Raw genomic sequence first — 19,128 nt, forward strand, 5'->3', positions numbered from 1 at the left:
TCTGTTTTCGCTCTGGTCTTTGCTTTTGCTTTTAACACTCAAGCCGGCCGGTAGGCCGCTGTGCTCTTGCTTTTGATTTTGATCTGCGGGCCCCGTYAACCACGATGGCCGCAAGTAGGCACGGTGGAGCGGGTAAATCGGCAAGGATGCCGATTTAGCCGCGCCGGGCCATGGATGGCCCGTCGCGGCGGCCCGCGCAAGCGTGCCGGAGTGCGGGCATGCCGAGCCTAAGCGAGGCWCCGAGTGGTGGGGCAAAGACCTTTTGGTTACTTTTGGGGCGTTTGCCAAAAGTGACCCGCTGTAAGAGCGGAACCCTAAGCCGCCGTTACCGCAGCAACGGATATGTACACCACACCACACCACAACCCCCCCACCCCCTGTTGGCCCACCTCTTGCTAAAGAATCCCCACAGGTAGCCAACGGCGGTTGCCCCCTCCACGACAAAGACGTCGCACACCCGGTTTGCCCCAGCGAACCCGGTGGCGGCGTTTTTTCGTTTTGGCCCCATAGCCCGGGGCCGATGGGGCGGCCACAGCCGCTCCATCACCAGGCCTTCTCATAAGACCCCTTACCGCTGAGGTGCGTGATGAAATCAAGCTTCTGGAAATCCGGTCACACCCCGACCCTGTTCGCCGCGTTCCTGTATTTCGACCTGAGCTTCATGGTCTGGTACCTGTTGGGCCCATTGGCGGTACAAATCGCCGCCGACCTGCACCTCACCACCCAACAACGCGGCCTGGTGGTCGCCACCCCCATCCTGGCCGGCGCAGTGCTGCGGTTCCTGATGGGCATGCTCGCCGACAAACTCTCCCCCAAGACCGCCGGCCTGATCGGCCAGGTGATTGTCATCGGCGCCTTGTTCGTCGCCTGGAAACTCGGAATCCACAGCTACGAGCAAGCCCTGCTGCTGGGCATGTTCCTCGGCATGGCGGGAGCCTCGTTCGCCGTCGCCCTGCCCTTGGCGTCCCAGTGGTACCCCGCCGAGCACCAGGGCAAGGCCATGGGCATCGCCGGCGCCGGCAACTCCGGGACGGTGTTTGCGGCCCTGCTGGCACCGGTGCTCGCCGCCGCGTTTGGCTGGAGCAATGTGTTCGGCTTCGCACTGATCCCGCTGATCCTGACGCTGATCGTCTTCGCCTGGCTCGCCCGCAACGCCCCGCAACGACCCAAGGCCAAGTCCATGGCCGACTACTTCAAAGCCCTGGGCGACCGCGACAGTTGGTGGTTCATGTTCTTCTACAGTGTGACCTTCGGTGGTTTCATCGGCCTGGCCAGCGCCCTGCCCGGCTATTTCAACGACCAATACGGCCTGAGCCCGGTCACCGCCGGCTACTACACCGCCGCCTGCGTATTCGGCGGCAGCCTGATGCGGCCTTTGGGCGGCGCCCTGGCCGACCGTTTCGGCGGGATTCGCACCCTGCTCGGCATGTACGGCGTGGCAGCGATCTGCATCGCGGCGGTGGGGTTCAACCTGCCAAGCTCCTACGCAGCACTGGCGCTTTTTGTGTGCACCATGCTCGGTTTGGGTGCCGGTAACGGTGCAGTCTTCCAACTGGTGCCCCAACGCTTTCACCGCGAGATTGGTGTGATGACCGGCCTGATCGGCATGGCCGGCGGCATCGGCGGTTTCGCCCTGGCGGCGGGCATGGGCGCGATCAAGCAAAGCACCGGCAGCTATCAGTTGGCGCTGTGGCTGTTCGCCAGCCTGGGCGTGCTGGCCTGGTTCGGCCTGTACGGCGTCAAGCGTCGCTGGAGAACCACCTGGGGCTCGGCTGCGGTGACGGCTGCACGGGTCTGATGAGCCTGCAACTGAGCTTCGCCCAAGCCAGCGCCACCGGCCCACGGCAGGAAAACCAGGACGCCTTGCGCCTGGTCACCCCCGCCCCGGAGCTGGCCGCCAGCAAAGGCTACCTGTGTGCCATCGCCGATGGCGTCAGCCAATGCGCCGATGGCGGACTGGCTGCACGCTCGACCTTGCAAGCGCTGGCCCTGGACTATTACGCCACGCCGCAAACCTGGGGCGTGGCCCAGGCCCTGGAACGCTTGCTGGTGGCCCAGAATCGCTGGCTGCAAGCCAACGGCGGCGGCCAGCCGTTGCTGACCACCCTCAGCGCCCTGGTGTTTCGCGGCCAGCGTTTCACCCTGGCCCATGTGGGTGATTGCCGGGTGTATCGCTGGCTCGATGGCCAGTTGCAGCGCCTGAGCCAGGAGCATGTGTGGGAGCAACCGGGCATGCAGCATGTGCTCAAGCGCGCCATGGGCCTGGATCAGCATCTGGTGCTGGATTTCCTCGACGGCGAGTTGCAGGCAGGCGAGTGTTTCCTGCTGCTCAGCGACGGCGTGTGGGCGACCCTGGATGACAACAACATCAGCGCAATCCTGCGGGAACAGTCGGACCTGGACCTCGCGGTAAACACCCTGGTCAGCGCCGCGCACCTGGCCGGTAGCCAGGACAACGCCAGCGCCCTGCTGGTCCGCGTCGACCAGCTTGGCGCCGCCACCCTCGGCGATGCGCTGGTGCAGTTGCAGCAATGGCCACTGCCGCCCCCTCTGAAACCCGGCCAGCGCTTCGAAGGCTGGCACGTAGAGTCGCTGTTGGGGCAAAGCCGCCAATCCTTGCTCTATCGGGTGCGCGATGCCCATCAACAGGCGTGGCTGCTGAAGACCTTGCCGCTCAGCCACGACGATGACGTGTTCGCCGCCCAGGCATTGCTGTCAGAGGAATGGTTCCTGCGCCGGGTCGCCGGCCGCGCGTTTCCTGAAGTCCATCCAGCCAGTGGCCGTCAGCATTTGTACTACGTGATGCGTGAATACTCCGGCCAAACCCTGGCCGAACTGTTCAAGCACCAGGGCCCATTGCCCCTGGCGCAGTGGCAAACCCTGGCCGAGCGCCTGTTGCGTGCCGTCGGGCTGCTGCACCGCCGGCAGATCCTGCACCGCGACATCAAGCCGGAAAACCTGCTGCTGGGCGAGGATGGCGAATTGCGTGTGCTGGACTTCGGCCTGGCCTACTGCCCCGGGCTCTCGGAGGATCGCGCGCACCTGTTGCCTGGCACGCCAAGCTTTATCGCCCCGGAAGCCTTCAACGGCGAACGCCCTACCCCGCAACAGGACTTGTATAGCGTCGGTGTGACCTTGTATTACCTGCTCACCGGGCATTACCCCTATGGCGAAATCGAAGCTTTCCAGCGTCCCAGGTTCACTACGCTTGTCGGCGCCAGCCGTTACCGCCCCGACCTGCCCGACTGGCTGCAACAGAGCCTGGAGCGCGCAGTCGCCGCGCAACCCGAGCAACGTTATGAAACTGCCGAGGAATGGTTGCTGGTACTGGAGCAGGCGGATCGCCGCGAGTTGAGCACGCGACCAAAACCGCTGCTGGAGCGCGAACCGCTGAAGGTCTGGCAAACGTTGGCCGTGCTGTCGTTGCTGATCAATCTGGTGCTGTTGTACTGGCTGTTGCACCACTAAGAGGCGAAATTTCTCGATACATCGCCGCGCCACTTAACAAAACCGGCCAAAATCCTACTTGGCACAACCGCTGCATTAGCTTTCCCATCAACACACATATAGCCGCACCTTCAACGTCGAAGGTCGGGCTTCCCGAGAGAACGGGACCAGGACAAAGGCGTCCTCGCTACTTACGTAGCGGGGACGCCTTTTTTTGTTGCGCACGATTTGTCGAGCCACTGCGGAGAACGACATGAAGAAACTCAAACTGGTGATGATCGGCAACGGCATGGCCGGGGTTCGCACCCTTGAAGAATTGCTCAAGCTGAGCAGCGACCTGTACGACATCACCGTTTTCGGCGCCGAGCCCCACACCAATTACAACCGCATTTTGCTGTCGCCGGTGCTGGCCGGTGAGCAGACCTTCGAAGAGATCGTGCTCAATGACTTGAGCTGGTACCTCGATAACAACATCAAGCTGTTGCTTAACCGCAAAGTGGTGCAGATCGACCGGGTCAAACGCAAAGTCATCGCCGAAGACGGCAGCGAGGCCGAGTACGATCGCCTGCTGATCGCCACCGGCTCCACGCCTTTTATCCTGCCGATCCCGGGCAATACGTTGCAGGGTGTGATCGGCTACCGCGACATCGCCGACACCCAGGCCATGATCGACACCGCCAAGACCCACAAGCACGCGGTCGTCATCGGCGGCGGCCTGCTGGGCCTGGAGGCCGCCAACGGCCTGATGCTGCGTGGCATGCACGTGACCGTGGTGCATATCGGCGAGTGGCTGCTGGAACGGCAATTGGACAAGACCAGCGGCCAGTTGCTGCAAACCGAACTGGAAAGCCGTGGCCTGGTGTTTCGCTTGAAGGAGCAGACCGAGGCGCTGCATGACGCCGGCAACGGCCGCGTCGGCTCGGTGCAATTCAAGAATGGCGATGTGATCCCCGCCGACCTGGTGGTGATGGCTGCGGGCATCCGCCCCAACACCGAACTCGCGGAAAAATCCGGCATCCCGTGCAACCGTGGGATTCTGGTCAACGACACCCTGCAAACCTACGACCCGCGCATCTATGCCATCGGCGAATGCGCCAGCCATCGCGGGATCGCCTACGGCCTGGTGGCACCGCTGTTCGAGCAGGCCAAGGTCTGCGCCAACCACCTCGCCCAACTGGGTTTCGCGCGCTATCAAGGCTCGGTGACTTCGACCAAATTGAAAGTCACCGGCATCGACCTGTTCTCCGCCGGGGACTTCATGGGCGGCGAAGGCACGGAGACCATCACGCTTTCCGACCCGATTGGCGGTGTGTACAAGAAGCTGGTGATCAAGGACGACATCCTCGTCGGCGCCTGCCTGTACGGCGATACGGCTGACGGCGGCTGGTATTTCCGGCAGATCCGTGAGAACCATGCCATTGGCGAGATCCGCGATCACCTGATGTTCGGTGAAAATGCTTTGGGCGATGTAGGCCACCAAGGCCAGGACAAAGCCATGAGCATGGCCGACACCGCCGAAGTCTGCGGCTGCAACGGCGTGTGCAAGGGCACCATCGTCAAGGCGATTCAGGAACACGGTCTGTTCAGCGTCGACGACGTGAAGAAGCACACCAAGGCTGCCAGTTCCTGCGGTTCCTGCGCCGGGCTGGTGGAACAGATCCTGATCAACACCGTGGGCGGCGCGGCGGACGTCAAACCGAAAAGCGAAAAAGCCATCTGCGGCTGCAGCGACCTCAACCACGGGCAAATCCGCCAGGCCATCCGCGACCAGCACCTGCTGACCATCGCCGGCACCATGAGCTACCTGAACTGGCGCACCCCGAACGGCTGTGCCACCTGCCGCCCGGCACTCAACTACTACCTGATCTCCACTTGGCCCGGCGAGGCAAAAGACGATCCGCAATCGCGCCTGATCAACGAACGCGCCCACGCCAATATTCAGAAAGACGGCACCTACTCGGTAGTCCCAAGGATGTGGGGTGGTGTGACCAATCCGTCGGAACTGCGGCGCATCGCTGATGTGGCCGACAAGTACAACGTGCCGATGGTCAAGGTTACCGGCGGGCAGCGCATCGATTTGCTGGGCATCAAGAAGCAGGACTTGCCCGGCGTGTGGAAAGACCTCGATATGCCATCCGGCCATGCCTACGGCAAATCCATCCGCACCGTGAAGACCTGCGTCGGCAGCGAGTTCTGCCGCTTTGGTACGCAGAACTCGACGCAACTGGGGATTGAGCTGGAACATGACCTGTTCAATATGTGGTCGCCCCACAAGGTCAAGCTGGCAGTGTCCGGCTGCCCGCGCAACTGCTCGGAAGCGGGGATCAAGGACGTGGGAATCATCGGCGTCGATTCCGGCTGGGAGATGTACATCGGCGGTAACGGCGGGATCAAGACCGAGGTCGCCGAGTTCTTCGTCAAGCTGAAAACCGCCGAAGAAGTGCGCGAATACAACGGCGCTTTCCTACAGCTCTACCGGGAAGAAGCCTTCTACCTGGAGCGCACCGTGCACTACCTGCAACGGGTCGGCATGGAGCACATCAAGAAGGCTGTACTGGAAGACCCGGCGCGGCGCCAGGCGTTGAATGAACGCCTGCAATTCTCCCTGTCGTTCGAGCAGGACCCGTGGAAAGAACGCCTGGAACAGCCGCTGCTGAAAAAGGAATTCGACACCATCCCCGTCAAACTGCTGGAGGTGCCGGCATGAACTGGCTGGATATATGCGCCCTCGAAGAAATCAACGCCCTGGGCTCGCGCATCATCAGCGGGCCAAAAGGCGACATCGCGATTTTTCGTACCAGTGACGACGAGGTTTTCGCCCTCGACGACCGCTGCCCGCACAAGGGTGGCCCGCTGTCCCAAGGCTTGATCTACGGCAAGCGCGTGGCCTGCCCGCTGCACAACTGGCAGATCGACCTGGAGTCCGGGGAGGCCCAGGCACCGGACGTCGGCTGCGCCCATCACCACCCGGCCCGTGTGGAAAACGGCCGGGTGATGTTGGCGCTGCGGGACGCCGGTTGATGAACCGCCAGACCACCGCGTCCACCTGCTGCTACTGCGGGGTCGGTTGCGGCGTACTGATCGAGCATGATGGCTCGCAGATCCTCGGCGTCAGTGGCGATCCGAGTCATCCGGCCAACTTCGGAAAATTGTGCAGCAAGGGCTCCAGCCTGCACCTCACCGGAGACCTCACGGCCCGCGCGTTGTACCCGGAACTGCGGCTGGGCAAAGGCCTGGCCCGCAGCCGCACCGACTGGGATACCGCCCTGGAGCACGCGGCGAACGTGTTTGTCGAAACCATCGCTGAACACGGGCCGGACAGCGTCGCGTTCTATATTTCCGGGCAGTTGCTGACCGAGGATTACTACAGCTTCAACAAACTGGCGCGGGCGCTGGTGGGCACCAACAACATCGACAGCAACTCGCGGCTGTGCATGTCTTCGGCGGTGGTCGGCTACAAGCGCAGCCTGGGGGCCGACGCGCCACCGTGCAGCTACGAGGACCTGGAGTCGAGCGACTGCGTGATGATCGTCGGCAGTAACATGGCCTACGCGCATCCGGTGTTGTTCCGACGCCTGGAGGAAGCCAAGGCCCGCCGGCCACAGATGAAAGTGCTGGTAATTGATCCCCGGCGCACCGACACCTGCGACTTGGCGGACCTGCATCTGGCGATTCTGCCGGGTACGGATGTCGCATTGTTCCATGGGATCCTGCACTTGCTGTTGTGGGAAGACTGGATCGACCGCGACTTTATCCAGGCCCATACCGACGGCCTGGTCGAACTCAAACGCCTGGTTCACGACTACACACCGCAAATGGTCACGCAGTTGTGCGGGATCAGTGTCGAGCAACTGCACCTGTGTGCGGAATGGGTCGGCACCTCGGCGAGTTTTCTGTCGTTGTGGTGCATGGGGCTCAATCAGTCCACCGCCGGCAGCGCGAAGAACAGCGCCTTGATTAACCTGCATTTGGCGACCGGCACCATCGGCCGCCCTGGCTGCGGACCTTTCTCCCTGACGGGTCAGCCGAATGCCATGGGTGGGCGGGAAACCGGCAGTTTGTCGAATTTACTGCCTGGCCATCGTGAGGCTGCCAACCCCGAACATCGGGCAGAAGTAGCCGCGTATTGGGGGGTCGACCAACTGCCGGCCAGCACCGGGCTGACCGCCATCGAATTGTTTGAACAGATGCAGGCCGGCAAGATCAAGGCCTTGTGGATCGCGTGCACCAACCCCGCCCAATCCCTGCCCGACCAGAACACCGTGCGCCAGGCCCTGGAAGCGTGTCCGTTCGTGGTGCTACAGGAAGCCTTTCGTACAACCGAGACGGCGCGTTACGCCGACCTGTTGCTGCCAGCCGCGAGCTGGGGCGAGAAGGAAGGCACAGTGACCAACTCTGAGCGGCGCATTTCCCACGTTCGCCGAGCCATCGCCCCACCTGGGGAAGCGCGGCCGGACTGGGCAATCACCGTGGATTTTGCCCAACGCCTGGAGCAGCGTCTTTGTCCCGGAAAACCGGGGCTTTTTGCCTTTGAGCAACCGGCACAGATCTTTGATGAATACAAGCTGCTGACCCGTGGGCGGGACCTGGACCTGTCGGGTATCAGCCACGCGCTGCTGGACCGGATAGGCCCGCAGCAATGGCCATTCCCGGCCGATGCGGTGGGCGGAACACCAAGGCTGTACACCGACGGATTTTTCCCTACGGAGACTGGCCGCGCGCACTTTGTCGCCGACCCTTATCGCGCCGCCAAGGAGCAGCGTGACGCGCGCTTCCCACTCACCCTGATCACCGGCCGCCTGCGGGACCAATGGCATGGCATGAGCCGCACCGGCACCGCTGCGCAGCTGTTCGGCCATGTCAGTGAAGCAGTGCTCAGCCTGCACCCGGACGAACTGCGTCGCCATCGCTTGAAGGAAGGGGATCTGGTCAGCCTGAAAAGCCGGCGCGGCAGCGTGATTGTGGCCGTCGGCAGCGATGACAGCGTGCGTCCCGGCCAGGCTTTCCTGCCGATGCACTGGGGCGACCGTTTTCTTAAAGGCGGCGTAAATGCGCTGACCCAGCCGGCATTCGACCCGCTGTCCAAACAGCCGGAACTCAAGCACAGCGGCGTGCGCCTGGAGGCGGTGCGGCTGCCCTGGCACTTGTTTGCGCTGATTGAAGGCGATGTGCAGCAACACTTCGAAGCGTTGCGACCGCTGTGTGACGGCTTTGCCTACGTCAGCCTGAGCCTGACCGGACGCGAGCGGCCTGCCCTGCTGATTCGTGCGGCGCATCACGAGGCGCCCGCCCTTGAACTGCTCAAGCAGATCGACCAACTGCTGGGCCTCAACGACGGCCCCGTGATGGCGTACGACGACCCGCGGCGCTCCATTGGCAAGCGGGTAAAGATTGAAAAAGGCCGTATCACCGCGATCCGCCTGGCTGGCGAAACCCTGGCTCGCCACTGGCTGCAAAGCCTGTGGCTGGAAGGTCGCACCGATGAGCAGTTACGCCGCTGGTTGTTGGCGCCATTGAGTGCGCCACCGGGGGGCGGCTCAAGCAGCAACAAGACGCTGTGCAACTGCAAGAACGTCAGCGAAAGCGCGGTCTGCGCCGGCATTGCCCGGGGCCTGGACCTGAACGGGCTGAAGCAGGAACTGGGTTGCGGCACGCAATGCGGCTCCTGTGTGCCGGAAATCAAACGGTTATTGGCGAGTGGCAAGCAGCCAATCGCGATCAGAGTGTGAGGCAAGCATATGAGCGCAAAAGTCTGGCTGGTGGGCGCAGGCCCCGGCGATCCGGAACTGCTGACACTCAAGGCGGTGAGAGCCCTGCGGGAAGCCGATGTGGTGCTGATCGATGATCTGGTCAACCCGGCGCTGCTGGAGCATTGCCCCGCTGCACGGCTGATCACCGTGGGCAAACGCGGTGGCTGCCGTTCCACCCCACAGGCGTTTATCCATCGCCTGATGTTGCGTTATGCCCGGCAGGGTAAATGCGTGGTGCGGCTCAAGGGCGGCGACCCGTGCATTTTTGGTCGCGGCGGCGAAGAGGCGGCGTGGCTCAGGCAGCAAGGGGTGGAAGTGGAGTTGGTCAACGGCATTACGGCAGGGCTGGCCGGGGCAACGAACTGCGATATCTCGCTGACGTTGCGCGGTGTCAGCCGTGGCGTCACGTTGGTCACGGCCCATACCCAGGACGACAGCAGCCTCAATTGGCGGGCCCTGGCCGAGGGCGGCACGACGCTGGTGATCTATATGGGGGTGGCGAAACTGGGGGAAATCCGCCGGCAATTGCTGGAAGGTGGCATGAGCGATGACATGCCGGTGGCGATGATTGAAAACGCTTCACTGCCACAACAGCGCGAATGCCGCAGCAGCCTCGCCCGGATGCAGGATGATGCGCACGAATTCGCGCTCAAGAGCCCGGCTATCCTGGTGATTGGCCGGGTTGCGCAAGCGACGCAGGCGCTTGCGGCCCTGGCCAGCGCCACGGCCTGAGGCAAATTACAGGCGAAAAAAAGCCCGGCCTAAGCCGGGCTTTTTTCTACAACTCAGTAATTACTGAGCTGCTTGTGCTTCTACCGAGGCTTCTACGCGACGGTTGATAGCACGGCCAGCTTCAGTTGCGTTGTCAGCAACTGGGCGGGATTTGCCATAACCAACCGAGCTTACACGGTTAGGAGCAATACCGTCTTTGACCAGGACTTGCTTAACAGCGTCAGCACGACGCTGGGACAGCTTCTGGTTGTAAGCGTCAGGACCGACGGAGTCAGTGTGACCTTCAACAACGGTGGTGGTTTGTGGGTACTGTTTCATGAAGTCAGCGAGGTTTTTCACGTCGCCGTAGCTGTTAGGCTTAACAACCGACTTGTCGAAGTCGAACTTCACGTCCAGCTCAACACGAACAACCTGAGCAACCGGAGCTTCTGGCTCTGGGGTTGGCTCTGGAGCTGGTGCTGGGGTAGGAGCTGGAGCAGTTTTGCCAGCGTTGCCGCCGAAGTTTACGCCCAGGCCAACCAGTGCGGAGTAGTCCCACTTGCCGTTGTCGATAGCGTAGTCAGCTTCAACACCAGCACGTGCGAACAGGTTGTCGGTGAAGTAGTACTTCACACCAGCGCCAGCGATAGCCAGGGTCGATTGATCGCGACCTTTGTGACCATCAGCTTCAACGTTGGTACGGCTCTGGTGGCCGAAACCGCCCTCTACGTATGGACGCAGGGAGTCGACGCCAGCTTGACCGAAGTGGTACTGGGCAGTAACGCTGCCGGTATCACCTTTGATCTTCTGGTTGCCAGTACCGTCGTTCGAACGGGTGTGGTTGGTAGTGTCGTAGTTCAGGTTGATCGACACGTCGTCGGTCAGGAAGTAACCGATGCTGGCGCCAGGATTGAAGCCGTCTTCGATATGTTTGACGCTATCGTTGAACTGCTTTTTGTAAAACAGCTGGCCTTCAACTGCGCCTTGGCCTTGTGCCAGAGCGCCGACAGAAGTGGCAGCAATAAGAGTACCAATGGCCAAGCCCAAGGTGTTTTTCAGTTTCATCCGTTAAATCCCCATCTGGTGATTGTAAAGCAGTCCCACATACCGGGGGACAACTCGGCGACAAGTCTAACAGAACTTGCCTACACGTAAGAGATATTTGCCACGCACTAAGTTTCAGTGCTGCCCGCAAATTTCTCACGTAATTTATCAAGAGCGCGTTTGTAACGCATTTTTGTAGCACTCAAACCCATATGCATGATGTCAGCGATCTCCTGAAACTCCAGCTCTGCGACAAATCGTAGCACCAGAATTTCCCGGTCAATCGGATTCACATGCACCAACCAGCGATCGAGTCCGCCCTTTTCTTCCGGGGTAGGCGCCTTTTCCTCAGACGCTTCCTCAAGGGGGTCCAGACTCAAAGCATCCATCAAGCGACGCTTTCGCCGTTCCTTCCGATACTGCGTGATGCACTCGTTGTACGTGATGCTATAGAGCCATGTCTTGAACTTCGATTTTCCCTCGAAGTTCTTCAGGCCGTATAGCACCTTGAGCATCACTTCCTGACAGACATCATCCGCATCTCTATCGTTCCCTAAATACCTTGAACAAACGTTGAACAGAGTGCGTTGATACCTGCGCATCAATTCTTCGTACGCGCGTGTTACGTGAAACAGCTCCGTGTGTGCGCGCGCGACCAACTCCTCATCAGAGAGCTCACGGGGGTCATAGCGCGTGGACAGCGTTTGGGCTTTATTCAAAACAAGTCGTGCCGACAGTCAGGTCAATGTCCGCCATGGCCTGGATACCCAGGTTTGCGGCGGCGTACATTAGCAGGATTCGCCGGGTTAGCGGCTAGTCACATGCTGTTCCAGCAGGATCCGGTTCGAAAGCGAAACCAGTTCGCCATCGTCCGTCAGCACTGTCGTCTTGACCGTGCCGATCTCCTCGATCTGCCCTTCGACCTCGCCCACACGCACTTGTTGCCCAACCTGATATAGCTCACGCACATAGATTCCCGCAAGAATCTGCCCGGCAATTTCCCGGCTTCCCAGTCCCATGGCCAGCGCAACGGCCAGACCAACGGTAATCAAAACAATCACAATCACATGGTTCAGCAGGTCGGTCTTGACCTCCAGCTGGCTGATCGCGACCGAAATACTGATGATAATCACCAGACCCTGGGCAATTCGCCCCAGGCCGCTGGCATAATCCAGACCCACGCCTTCAGCCGCCCCACGCACCAGGCCATTGGCCAGTTGCGCCAGCAAAACCCCTACCAGCAACACCAGCGCGCCACCGAATACTTTCGGCAAATACAGCGCCAGCATGTCGAGCGTAGCTGAAACTCGCTCAAGTCCAAGGGATTCAGCCGCAGAAACCAGAAAAATCAGCAAAACAAACCAATAAACGATCTTGCCGATCAGGGTCGAGATCGGCACTTGCAACCCGGCACGCCCCAAAATCTTGGTCAGGCCGGTGCCACCCATCAATCGATCAAGACCCAGCTTAGCCAGCAACTTGGAAAGCAGGGTGTCAAGCAGCTTGGCCACGACAAAACCCAGCAGTACCACCACCAGTGCACCAAACAGGTTGGGAATGAAATTCGCCACCTTGGTCCACAACGCAGTCATTGCAGTTACCAGACTCTGGGTCCAGAGATCGAGTTCCATATTCATTCAGCCTTATCAGCAGTGCGAGCAAGAGGTTTACGACGGGAAACCGGTGAGACATGGGCCGAACCATTGTTCAAGGCCATCATCAACGCCGGCAACCAGCGGCCAAGCAGACCGAACAGATCCCCCGCCCCGACCTGGCGGTTGGCGGTTTTCAAGACGCGACCCAGGCAAGCATCGTCGTCCCGGTTGGACGGCGAGGCATTGAGCATGTCACGCAAAGACTGTTCGAACGGATCGTGCATAAAAAACCTCTCGCAAGTGATTTAAAAGACGAGGGTAAAATTCTTCGGGTCACATGACCTCTTTCCACGTTCAGGTCACATTCAGCTCAAACCCAACGTAACCGTCGAAACAACCACCATTGCCCGACCGCCACCGTGACCATCATCAGGCAGGCAATCAGGAACCCGTAAGGGCTGGAGGAGAACGGAATTCCGCCTACATTGATGCCCAGCAAACCGGTCAGGAAACTCATCGGCAGGAAGATCCCGGTGATGATCCCGAAGCGGTACATGGTGCGGTTCATGCGCAGGCTCAAACGCCGGTCTTCGGTCTCCAGCACAAGCCCCACGCGCTCCCGGGCCAGCTCAAGCTCTTCCAGGTAGCGGGTCAGGCTGTTGTTCAATTCGTTCCAGTAGTCAGCATCGTCGTCACAGAACCAGGGCAATTTGATCCGGGTCAACTGCGCGAAAATATCCCGCTGCGGCGACAGGAAACGTTTAAGCCCGGCGGCGCGCCGACGGATCTGCAAAACGCTGCCGTGCTCCGGAGTATACCGTTCGTCGGCATCCAGTTTTTCTTCTTCGATATCGACGATTTCGGACAAGTCGCTGACCAGATCCTGAACCTTGTTGGTCAGGTACTGCGCCATATACAGGACCAGTTCCGAGGAAGTCTTCGGCCCCTTGCCGTCTGCCAGTTGCACCAGCAACTCGTCGGTGGCGCGCAATGGGCGCAAACGCAGGGAAATCACCCGCGCTGCCGAGGCAAAGATCCGCACCGAGACCATGTCTTCCGGTTCGGCGCCGGGATTGAGGTTGACCCCGCGCAAAAACAGCAGCAGTTCGGCATCCGGCAGCGGCAACAGGCGTGGGCGAGTGTTCTCCTCCAGCAGCAGGTCACAGGCGAATTCGCTGAGGCCGCTGGATTTGCGCAACCAGGTCTGGGTCTGGGGATGGCTACGGTCCCAATGCAGCCACAGGCTTTCCTGAGGCTGCAGTTGCAGCTCATCAAGCTCTGTCCGGGCAATCGAACGCGCACCACCTTTACCGTCCAGCACCAGGGCATGCACCAGCCCCCACTGCGCGTTTTCTTCCTCGAACATCCTCACCCCTGTCGGCTACTGCTGTTTATTCAGGCATCTTCAGCGGGCTGGGGGAGACGATCACACCGTTATTGTCGGCGTACACGTACTCGCCCGGGCGGAAGGTCACGCCGGCGAATGTCACCGCCACGTTCAAATCGCCAATACCGCGCTTATCAGTCTTCATCGGGTGGCTGGCCAGGGCCTGCACGCCCAGGTCGGTCTGGGCGATTACGTCGACATCGCGGATGCAGCCGTAGATCACCAGCCCTTCCCAGCCGTTTTTCGCGGCTTTCTCGGCGATCATGTCGCCCAGCAACGCGCGGCGCAGGGAACCCCCACCATCGACCACCAGCACCTTGCCGGCCCCATTGAGCTCGGCTTGTTCCTTGACCAGGGAATTGTCTTCAAAGCACTTGATGGTCACGATCTCGCCACCAAAGGAGTCCCGGCCGCCGAAATTGCTGAACATCGGCTCAACCACCTGCACCAGCTCCGGATAGGCGTCACACAGGTCGGGGGTAAGGTAATGGTTCATCGAGAAACTCCTGTAGGTGAAAGAAGGTGTCAAACATCCCACTGTTTACTTACATCTGGAAACGCTTTGCCGTGAAGGTTCTTTAATCCGGGCCGAATAGTCAGGCCCATCGGATAGCAACGCAAGACCCACTGCGCGACTGAATATGACCAGAACCACCCAACGCGTCATATCTTAGCCTCTACGGCAAACAAGCGAAACGCCCCTGATAGAGCCTCGCGCTCAAACCGCTGCCAGTTCCTGCGCCTGCGCCCCCAGCAAAGGTGTAAGCGGATTTTTCAACCAGCGCGTCACCAGCGGCCACACTTCAGCCTGGGCGGCCTTGCTGACGAGCATCTCGACATGCCCGAAATCCCCGCTGAACCCTTGCTGGCGCCCCAGGCACAGGTATTGGCGATGCCCGGAGCCGACCTGCTCAAAGAGCTTGCGACAGGCCCAGTCCGGGTCCTGGTGATCGCCGGCGGCGCTCACCGCCAACAGCGGCACGTCAACCTCGGCCAGGCCTTTCCACCAATCCTGCTTACCTTCGCCAAAGCGGCCGAACAGCCCATTCCAGCGCATGGCTTCAATCAATACACCCGCCGGCTCGTCCTCCGGGCCGCGTTTCCACCGAGCGCCGGACAATTGGCCGAAACGTTTCAAGAGCAGGCGACCGGTCCACTCCACCGGTGGCAACTTCAACGGCCAATGCGTGCGACTGACTTGGCAGCCAAACAGCGCCACCGAGGCCACTGCCGGCGCGCCAAGGTGCTGCCCACCCAAGGCCGCAGCCAGGGTTGTGCCACCCAGGGAATGCCCGATCCAGTGGGGAATCTGCCCGCTTTGCTCACGCACGAAGGCGGCAATGGCCGGCAAGTCGTAGCGAGCATAGTCGGCGACACGATTCCTGGCGTAGTCCTGATTGCGCCGGGACAGCCCGTGACCGCGCATTTCCGGGATCCAGACGTCAAACCCTTCGCGCGCCAGGTAGGCGCCCAGGCCGATCCCCTTGGGCGAGTACCAGAAGCGGCGGTTGGAAAAACTGCCATGCAACAAAACCACCGGCACGCCCCGGTTTTCCGGGACGTCAGCCAGGCCCAGGCGGGTCACGGCCAGCTCGACGGTACCGTCAGGGCTGTTGCCGGGTTTCAGCCGATACACATCTTCACTCAGGTCGCCACGACGCTCAGCGCTGATCAAGGCGACGGGAAACAGGTTGCTGCTGCTTTGCATAATGCTCTTGCACAAAAAAGGGCGGCGTCCGGAAGGAGTTCCGCCCTGTACAGAATGAGAAATGCCGGCCAACCGCAAGGTTGACCGGCACTTTTGGGTGTTGCGTATTACGCCTGGGCTTGACCTTCAGCCAGGAAGAACCAGGTTTCCAGTACGGAATCGGGGTTCAGCGAGACGCTTTCGATGCCCTGCTCCATCAGCCACTTGGCCAGGTCCGGGTGATCGGAAGGGCCTTGGCCACAGATCCCGATGTACTTGCCGGCCTTGTTGCACGCCTGGATGGCGTTGGCCAGCAGCTTCTTGACCGCAGGGTTACGCTCGTCGAACAGGTGGGCGATGATCCCGGAGTCGCGGTCCAGGCCCAGGGTCAGCTGGGTCAGGTCGTTGGAACCGATGGAGAAGCCGTCGAAGAACTCCAGGAATTCTTCAGCCAGGATGGCATTGGATGGCAGCTCGCACATCATGATGACGCGCAGGCCGTTCTCGCCACGGGACAGGCCGTTTTCAGCCAGCAGGTCCACCACCTGGCTCGCTTCACCCAGGGTGCGCACGAACGGCACCATGATTTCGACGTTGGTCAGGCCCATCTCGTTGCGCACGCGCTTGAGGGCACGGCATTCCAGCTCGAAGCAGTCGCGGAAGGCTTCGCTGATGTAGCGCGAGGCGCCACGGAAGCCCAGCATCGGGTTTTCTTCTTCCGGCTCGTAAAGCTTGCCGCCGATCAGGTTGGCGTACTCGTTGGACTTGAAGTCCGACAGGCGCACGATGACCTTTTTCGGGTAGAACGCCGCTGCCAGGGTGCTGATGCCTTCCACCAGCTTCTCGACGTAGAAGCCCACCGGGTCGTTGTAGCCGGCGATGCGCTTGTCGACGCTTTCCTTGATGTCCGGCGGCAGGCCGTCGTAGTTCAGCAGGGCCTTGGGGTGCACACCGATCATGCGGTTGATGATGAACTCCAGGCGGGCCAGGCCCACACCGGCGTTCGGCAATTGCGCGAAATCGAAGGCGCGGTCCGGGTTGCCGACGTTCATCATGATCTTGAACGGCAGGTCGGGCATGGCGTCGATGGAGTTTTGCTTGATATCGAAGCCCAGCTCACCTTCGAAGATGAAGCCGGTGTCGCCTTCAGCGCAGGACACGGTCACGCCCTGGCCGTCTTTCAACAGTTGGGTGGCGTTACCGCAACCGACCACTGCCGGAATCCCCAGCTCGCGGGCGATGATCGCCGCGTGGCAGGTACGCCCGCCACGGTTGGTGACGATGGCGCTGGCGCGCTTCATCACCGGTTCCCAGTCCGGGTCGGTCATGTCGGAGACCAGCACGTCGCCTGGCTGGACCTTGTCCATCTCGGACACGTCCTTGATGATCCGCACCTTGCCGGCGCCGATGCGCTGGCCGATGGCACGGCCCTCCACCAGCACGGTGCCGGTTTCTTTCAACAGGTAGCGTTCCATGACGTTGGCCGAGGTGCGGCTCTTCACGGTCTCAGGGCGGGCCTGGACGATGTACAGCTTGCCGTCGTCGCCGTCCTTGGCCCATTCGATGTCCATCGGGCACTTGTAGTGCTTCTCGATGATCATCGCTTGTTTGGCCAGTTCGCTGACTTCGGCGTCGGTCAGGCAGAAACGCGCGCGTTCGGCCTTGTCGACATCAACGGTTTTCACCGAGCGACCGGCCTTGGCCTCGTCGCCGTAGATCATCTTGATCGCCTTGCTGCCCAGGTTGCGGCGCAGGATGGCCGGGCGGCCGGCTTCAAGGGTGTGTTTATGGACGTAGAATTCGTCCGGGTTCACCGCGCCTTGTACGACGGTTTCGCCGAGGCCGTAGGCGCCGGTGATGAACACCACGTCGCGGAAGCCCGATTCGGTGTCCAGGGTGAACATCACGCCGGCGGTGCCGGTTTCCGAACGCACCATGCGCTGCACACCGGCAGACAGGGCCACCAGCTTGTGGTCGAAACCCTGGTGTACGCGGTAGGAAATAGCACGGTCGTTAAAGAGGGAGGCAAACACTTCCTTGGCTGCGCGGATCACGTTTTCCACGCCGCGGATGTTCAGGAAGGTTTCCTGCTGGCCGGCAAAGGAGGCGTCCGGCAGGTCTTCGGCGGTGGCCGAGGAGCGCACGGCGACAGCCATGTCGGGGTTACCGGCCGACAGCGTGGCAAACGCGGTGCGGATCTCGGCGTTGAGCTTCTCGGGGAATTCGGCCTCCATGATCCATTGACGGATCTGGGCGCCAGTCTTGGCCAGGGCGTTGACGTCATCGACGTCCAGCGCATCGAGGGCGGCATGGATCTGATCGTTGAGGCCGCTCAACTCGAGGAAATCACGGTAAGCCTGGGCAGTGGTGGCAAAACCACCTGGCACCGATACACCGGCACCCGCAAGATTACTGATCATCTCGCCCAGGGATGCGTTCTTGCCCCCTACGTGCTCTACATCATGGACGCCGAGCTTATCGAGGGAAACTACGTACTCTACCAAGGTGATCTCTCCACTTTCTGTGTTGGAAAAGCTCAGGACGCCGGCGGCTCAGTAGGAGCGGTTACCGGCGTTTGTGGCCTGGACCTGGAAAATAAGTGAGAATGCGGCCCACTGCGGGACGGCAAAATCGCGCCTATCATATCCAAGATTCGTCATCAGCTTAAGGCCCAAGGCTCAAATGAAACGATCTGCTTTCTTTATCTCCGACGGCACCGGCATTACAGCCGAAACCCTGGGTCAAAGCCTGCTGGCGCAGTTCGAAAACATTACCTTCAGCAAATTCACGCGACCCTATATCGATAGCGTGGATAAAGCGCGAGCCATGGTACAACAAATCAATCTGGCGGCCGAAAAAGACGGATTTCGTCCGATCATTTTCGACACCATCGTCAATCAGGACATTCGTGAGATCCTCGCCACCTCCAATGGTTTCATGATCGACATCTTCTCTACCTTCCTGGCGCCGCTGGAACAAGAGTTAAGTGAACATTCGTCATACTCTGTCGGAAAATCTCACTCCATTGGCCATAACTCCAACTATATGGAGCGGATCGAGGCGGTGAACTTCGCCCTCGACAACGACGACGGCGCCCGCACCCACTACTACGACAAGGCTGATTTGATCCTGGTGGGCGTGTCCCGCTGCGGCAAGACGCCGACCTGCCTTTATATGGCCATGCAGTTCGGGATTCGCGCGGCCAACTACCCGCTGACCGAAGACGACATGGAGCACCTGACGCTGCCGAGCGCCCTGCGCGCGCACCAGCACAAGCTGTTCGGGCTGACCATCGACCCGGACCGCCTGACGGCGATTCGCAACGAGCGCAAGCCCAATAGCCGTTACTCCAGCTATGCGCAGTGCGAATTTGAAGTGCGGGAGGTGGAAAATCTGTTCCGCCGGGAAAATATTGCGCACATCAATTCCACGCATTTTTCGGTGGAAGAGATTTCGGCGAAGATTCTGGTGGAGAAAGGGGTGGAGCGGCGGTTCAAGTAACTCCGC

General features: G+C 60.7%; 15 protein-coding genes. 7 read left to right on the top strand and 8 right to left on the bottom strand.

Annotated features, from left to right (window positions below; translation table 11 throughout):
- Positions 1-586: 586 nt before the first annotated feature.
- From A462_RS24810 to cobA, 6 genes are all read left to right on the top strand, one after another.
- Positions 587-1,798 carry a nitrate/nitrite transporter gene (locus tag A462_RS24810; protein ID WP_003215029.1) on the top strand — a complete coding sequence of 404 codons (1,212 nt, stop codon included), beginning with the start codon at positions 587-589 and terminating at the stop codon, positions 1,796-1,798.
- Positions 1,798-3,468: a bifunctional protein-serine/threonine kinase/phosphatase gene (locus A462_RS24805; RefSeq protein WP_008432642.1), complete on the top strand. Its 1,671-nt coding sequence runs from the start codon at positions 1,798-1,800 to the stop codon at positions 3,466-3,468. The genes A462_RS24810 and A462_RS24805 overlap by 1 nt, the downstream gene beginning before the upstream one ends.
- Positions 3,469-3,700: 232 nt before the next feature.
- The gene (nirB, locus tag A462_RS24800; RefSeq protein ID WP_003215025.1) at positions 3,701-6,154 is read left to right on the top strand and encodes a nitrite reductase large subunit NirB; all 2,454 of its coding nucleotides are present in this window, start codon (positions 3,701-3,703) and stop codon (positions 6,152-6,154) included.
- Positions 6,151-6,468, top strand: a complete 318-nt coding sequence (nirD, locus tag A462_RS24795) for a nitrite reductase small subunit NirD (protein ID WP_003215022.1) — start codon at positions 6,151-6,153, stop codon at positions 6,466-6,468. Before nirB ends, nirD begins: the two co-directional genes overlap by 4 nt.
- Positions 6,468-9,176, top strand: coding sequence for a nitrate reductase (locus A462_RS24790; protein ID WP_008432645.1), 2,709 nt, complete (start codon positions 6,468-6,470; stop codon positions 9,174-9,176). Before nirD ends, A462_RS24790 begins: the two co-directional genes overlap by 1 nt.
- 9 nt (positions 9,177-9,185) lie before the next feature.
- Entirely contained in the window at positions 9,186-9,929 is a 744-nt protein-coding gene (gene cobA, locus A462_RS24785; RefSeq protein WP_003215019.1) for a uroporphyrinogen-III C-methyltransferase, read from the top strand.
- 60 nt (positions 9,930-9,989) lie between these two features.
- Here the strand turns inward: cobA and A462_RS24780 are convergent, their stop codons facing one another.
- The 8 genes from A462_RS24780 to ppsA all read right to left on the bottom strand — a co-directional run bounded on the left by A462_RS24780 (position 9,990) and on the right by ppsA (position 18,125).
- On the bottom strand, positions 9,990-10,973 hold the full coding sequence (locus tag A462_RS24780) for an OmpA family protein (protein WP_003215016.1): 984 nt from the start codon (positions 10,971-10,973) through the stop codon (positions 9,990-9,992).
- 107 nt (positions 10,974-11,080) lie between these two features.
- Positions 11,081-11,671, bottom strand: a complete 591-nt coding sequence (sigX, locus tag A462_RS24775) for an RNA polymerase sigma factor SigX (protein WP_008432648.1) — start codon at positions 11,669-11,671, stop codon at positions 11,081-11,083.
- 87 nt (positions 11,672-11,758) lie between these two features.
- Complete coding sequence (locus tag A462_RS24770) at positions 11,759-12,583, bottom strand: mechanosensitive ion channel family protein (RefSeq protein WP_008432650.1); 825 nt, start codon at positions 12,581-12,583, stop codon at positions 11,759-11,761.
- A gap of 2 nt (positions 12,584-12,585) precedes the next feature.
- Entirely contained in the window at positions 12,586-12,831 is a 246-nt protein-coding gene (locus A462_RS24765; protein WP_003215011.1) for a hypothetical protein, read from the bottom strand.
- Positions 12,832-12,917: 86 nt separating this feature from the next.
- Positions 12,918-13,913, bottom strand: coding sequence for a zinc transporter ZntB (locus A462_RS24760; RefSeq protein WP_003215009.1), 996 nt, complete (start codon positions 13,911-13,913; stop codon positions 12,918-12,920).
- Positions 13,914-13,938: 25 nt separating this feature from the next.
- Positions 13,939-14,430, bottom strand: a complete 492-nt coding sequence (gene rraA / locus A462_RS24755) for a ribonuclease E activity regulator RraA (protein ID WP_003215007.1) — start codon at positions 14,428-14,430, stop codon at positions 13,939-13,941.
- A 222-nt stretch (positions 14,431-14,652) separates the two neighbouring features.
- A complete protein-coding gene (locus A462_RS24750; RefSeq protein WP_008432653.1) occupies positions 14,653-15,642 on the bottom strand; it encodes an alpha/beta fold hydrolase in 990 nt (329 codons plus the stop codon).
- 107 nt (positions 15,643-15,749) lie between these two features.
- The gene (gene ppsA / locus A462_RS24745; protein WP_003215003.1) at positions 15,750-18,125 is read right to left on the bottom strand and encodes a phosphoenolpyruvate synthase; all 2,376 of its coding nucleotides are present in this window, start codon (positions 18,123-18,125) and stop codon (positions 15,750-15,752) included.
- A 178-nt stretch (positions 18,126-18,303) separates the two neighbouring features.
- On the opposite strand from ppsA, the gene ppsR reads away from it, so the two are divergent.
- On the top strand, positions 18,304-19,122 hold the full coding sequence (ppsR, locus tag A462_RS24740) for a posphoenolpyruvate synthetase regulatory kinase/phosphorylase PpsR (RefSeq protein WP_003215001.1): 819 nt from the start codon (positions 18,304-18,306) through the stop codon (positions 19,120-19,122).
- Positions 19,123-19,128 lie beyond the last annotated feature (6 nt).

The sequence above is a fragment of the Pseudomonas sp. Ag1 genome, from assembly GCF_000278565.1.
GTDB lineage: Bacteria > Pseudomonadota > Gammaproteobacteria > Pseudomonadales > Pseudomonadaceae > Aquipseudomonas.

Excerpts from the sequence above, each read along its gene's own strand:
- rraA (WP_003215007.1), bottom strand. The coding sequence starts at position 14,430 with ATGAACCATTACCTTACCCCCGACCTGTGTGACGCCTATCCGGAGCTG.
- A462_RS24760 (WP_003215009.1), bottom strand. The coding sequence starts at position 13,913 with ATGTTCGAGGAAGAAAACGCGCAGTGGGGGCTGGTGCATGCCCTGGTG.
- A462_RS24750 (WP_008432653.1), bottom strand. The coding sequence starts at position 15,642 with ATGCAAAGCAGCAGCAACCTGTTTCCCGTCGCCTTGATCAGCGCTGAG.
- cobA (WP_003215019.1), top strand. The coding sequence starts at position 9,186 with ATGAGCGCAAAAGTCTGGCTGGTGGGCGCAGGCCCCGGCGATCCGGAA.
- ppsR (WP_003215001.1), top strand. The coding sequence starts at position 18,304 with ATGAAACGATCTGCTTTCTTTATCTCCGACGGCACCGGCATTACAGCC.
- A462_RS24810 (WP_003215029.1), top strand. The coding sequence starts at position 587 with ATGAAATCAAGCTTCTGGAAATCCGGTCACACCCCGACCCTGTTCGCC.
- nirB (WP_003215025.1), top strand. The coding sequence starts at position 3,701 with ATGAAGAAACTCAAACTGGTGATGATCGGCAACGGCATGGCCGGGGTT.
- A462_RS24790 (WP_008432645.1), top strand. The coding sequence starts at position 6,468 with ATGAACCGCCAGACCACCGCGTCCACCTGCTGCTACTGCGGGGTCGGT.
- nirD (WP_003215022.1), top strand. The coding sequence starts at position 6,151 with ATGAACTGGCTGGATATATGCGCCCTCGAAGAAATCAACGCCCTGGGC.
- A462_RS24765 (WP_003215011.1), bottom strand. The coding sequence starts at position 12,831 with ATGCACGATCCGTTCGAACAGTCTTTGCGTGACATGCTCAATGCCTCG.
- A462_RS24805 (WP_008432642.1), top strand. The coding sequence starts at position 1,798 with ATGAGCCTGCAACTGAGCTTCGCCCAAGCCAGCGCCACCGGCCCACGG.
- A462_RS24780 (WP_003215016.1), bottom strand. The coding sequence starts at position 10,973 with ATGAAACTGAAAAACACCTTGGGCTTGGCCATTGGTACTCTTATTGCT.
- A462_RS24770 (WP_008432650.1), bottom strand. The coding sequence starts at position 12,583 with ATGGAACTCGATCTCTGGACCCAGAGTCTGGTAACTGCAATGACTGCG.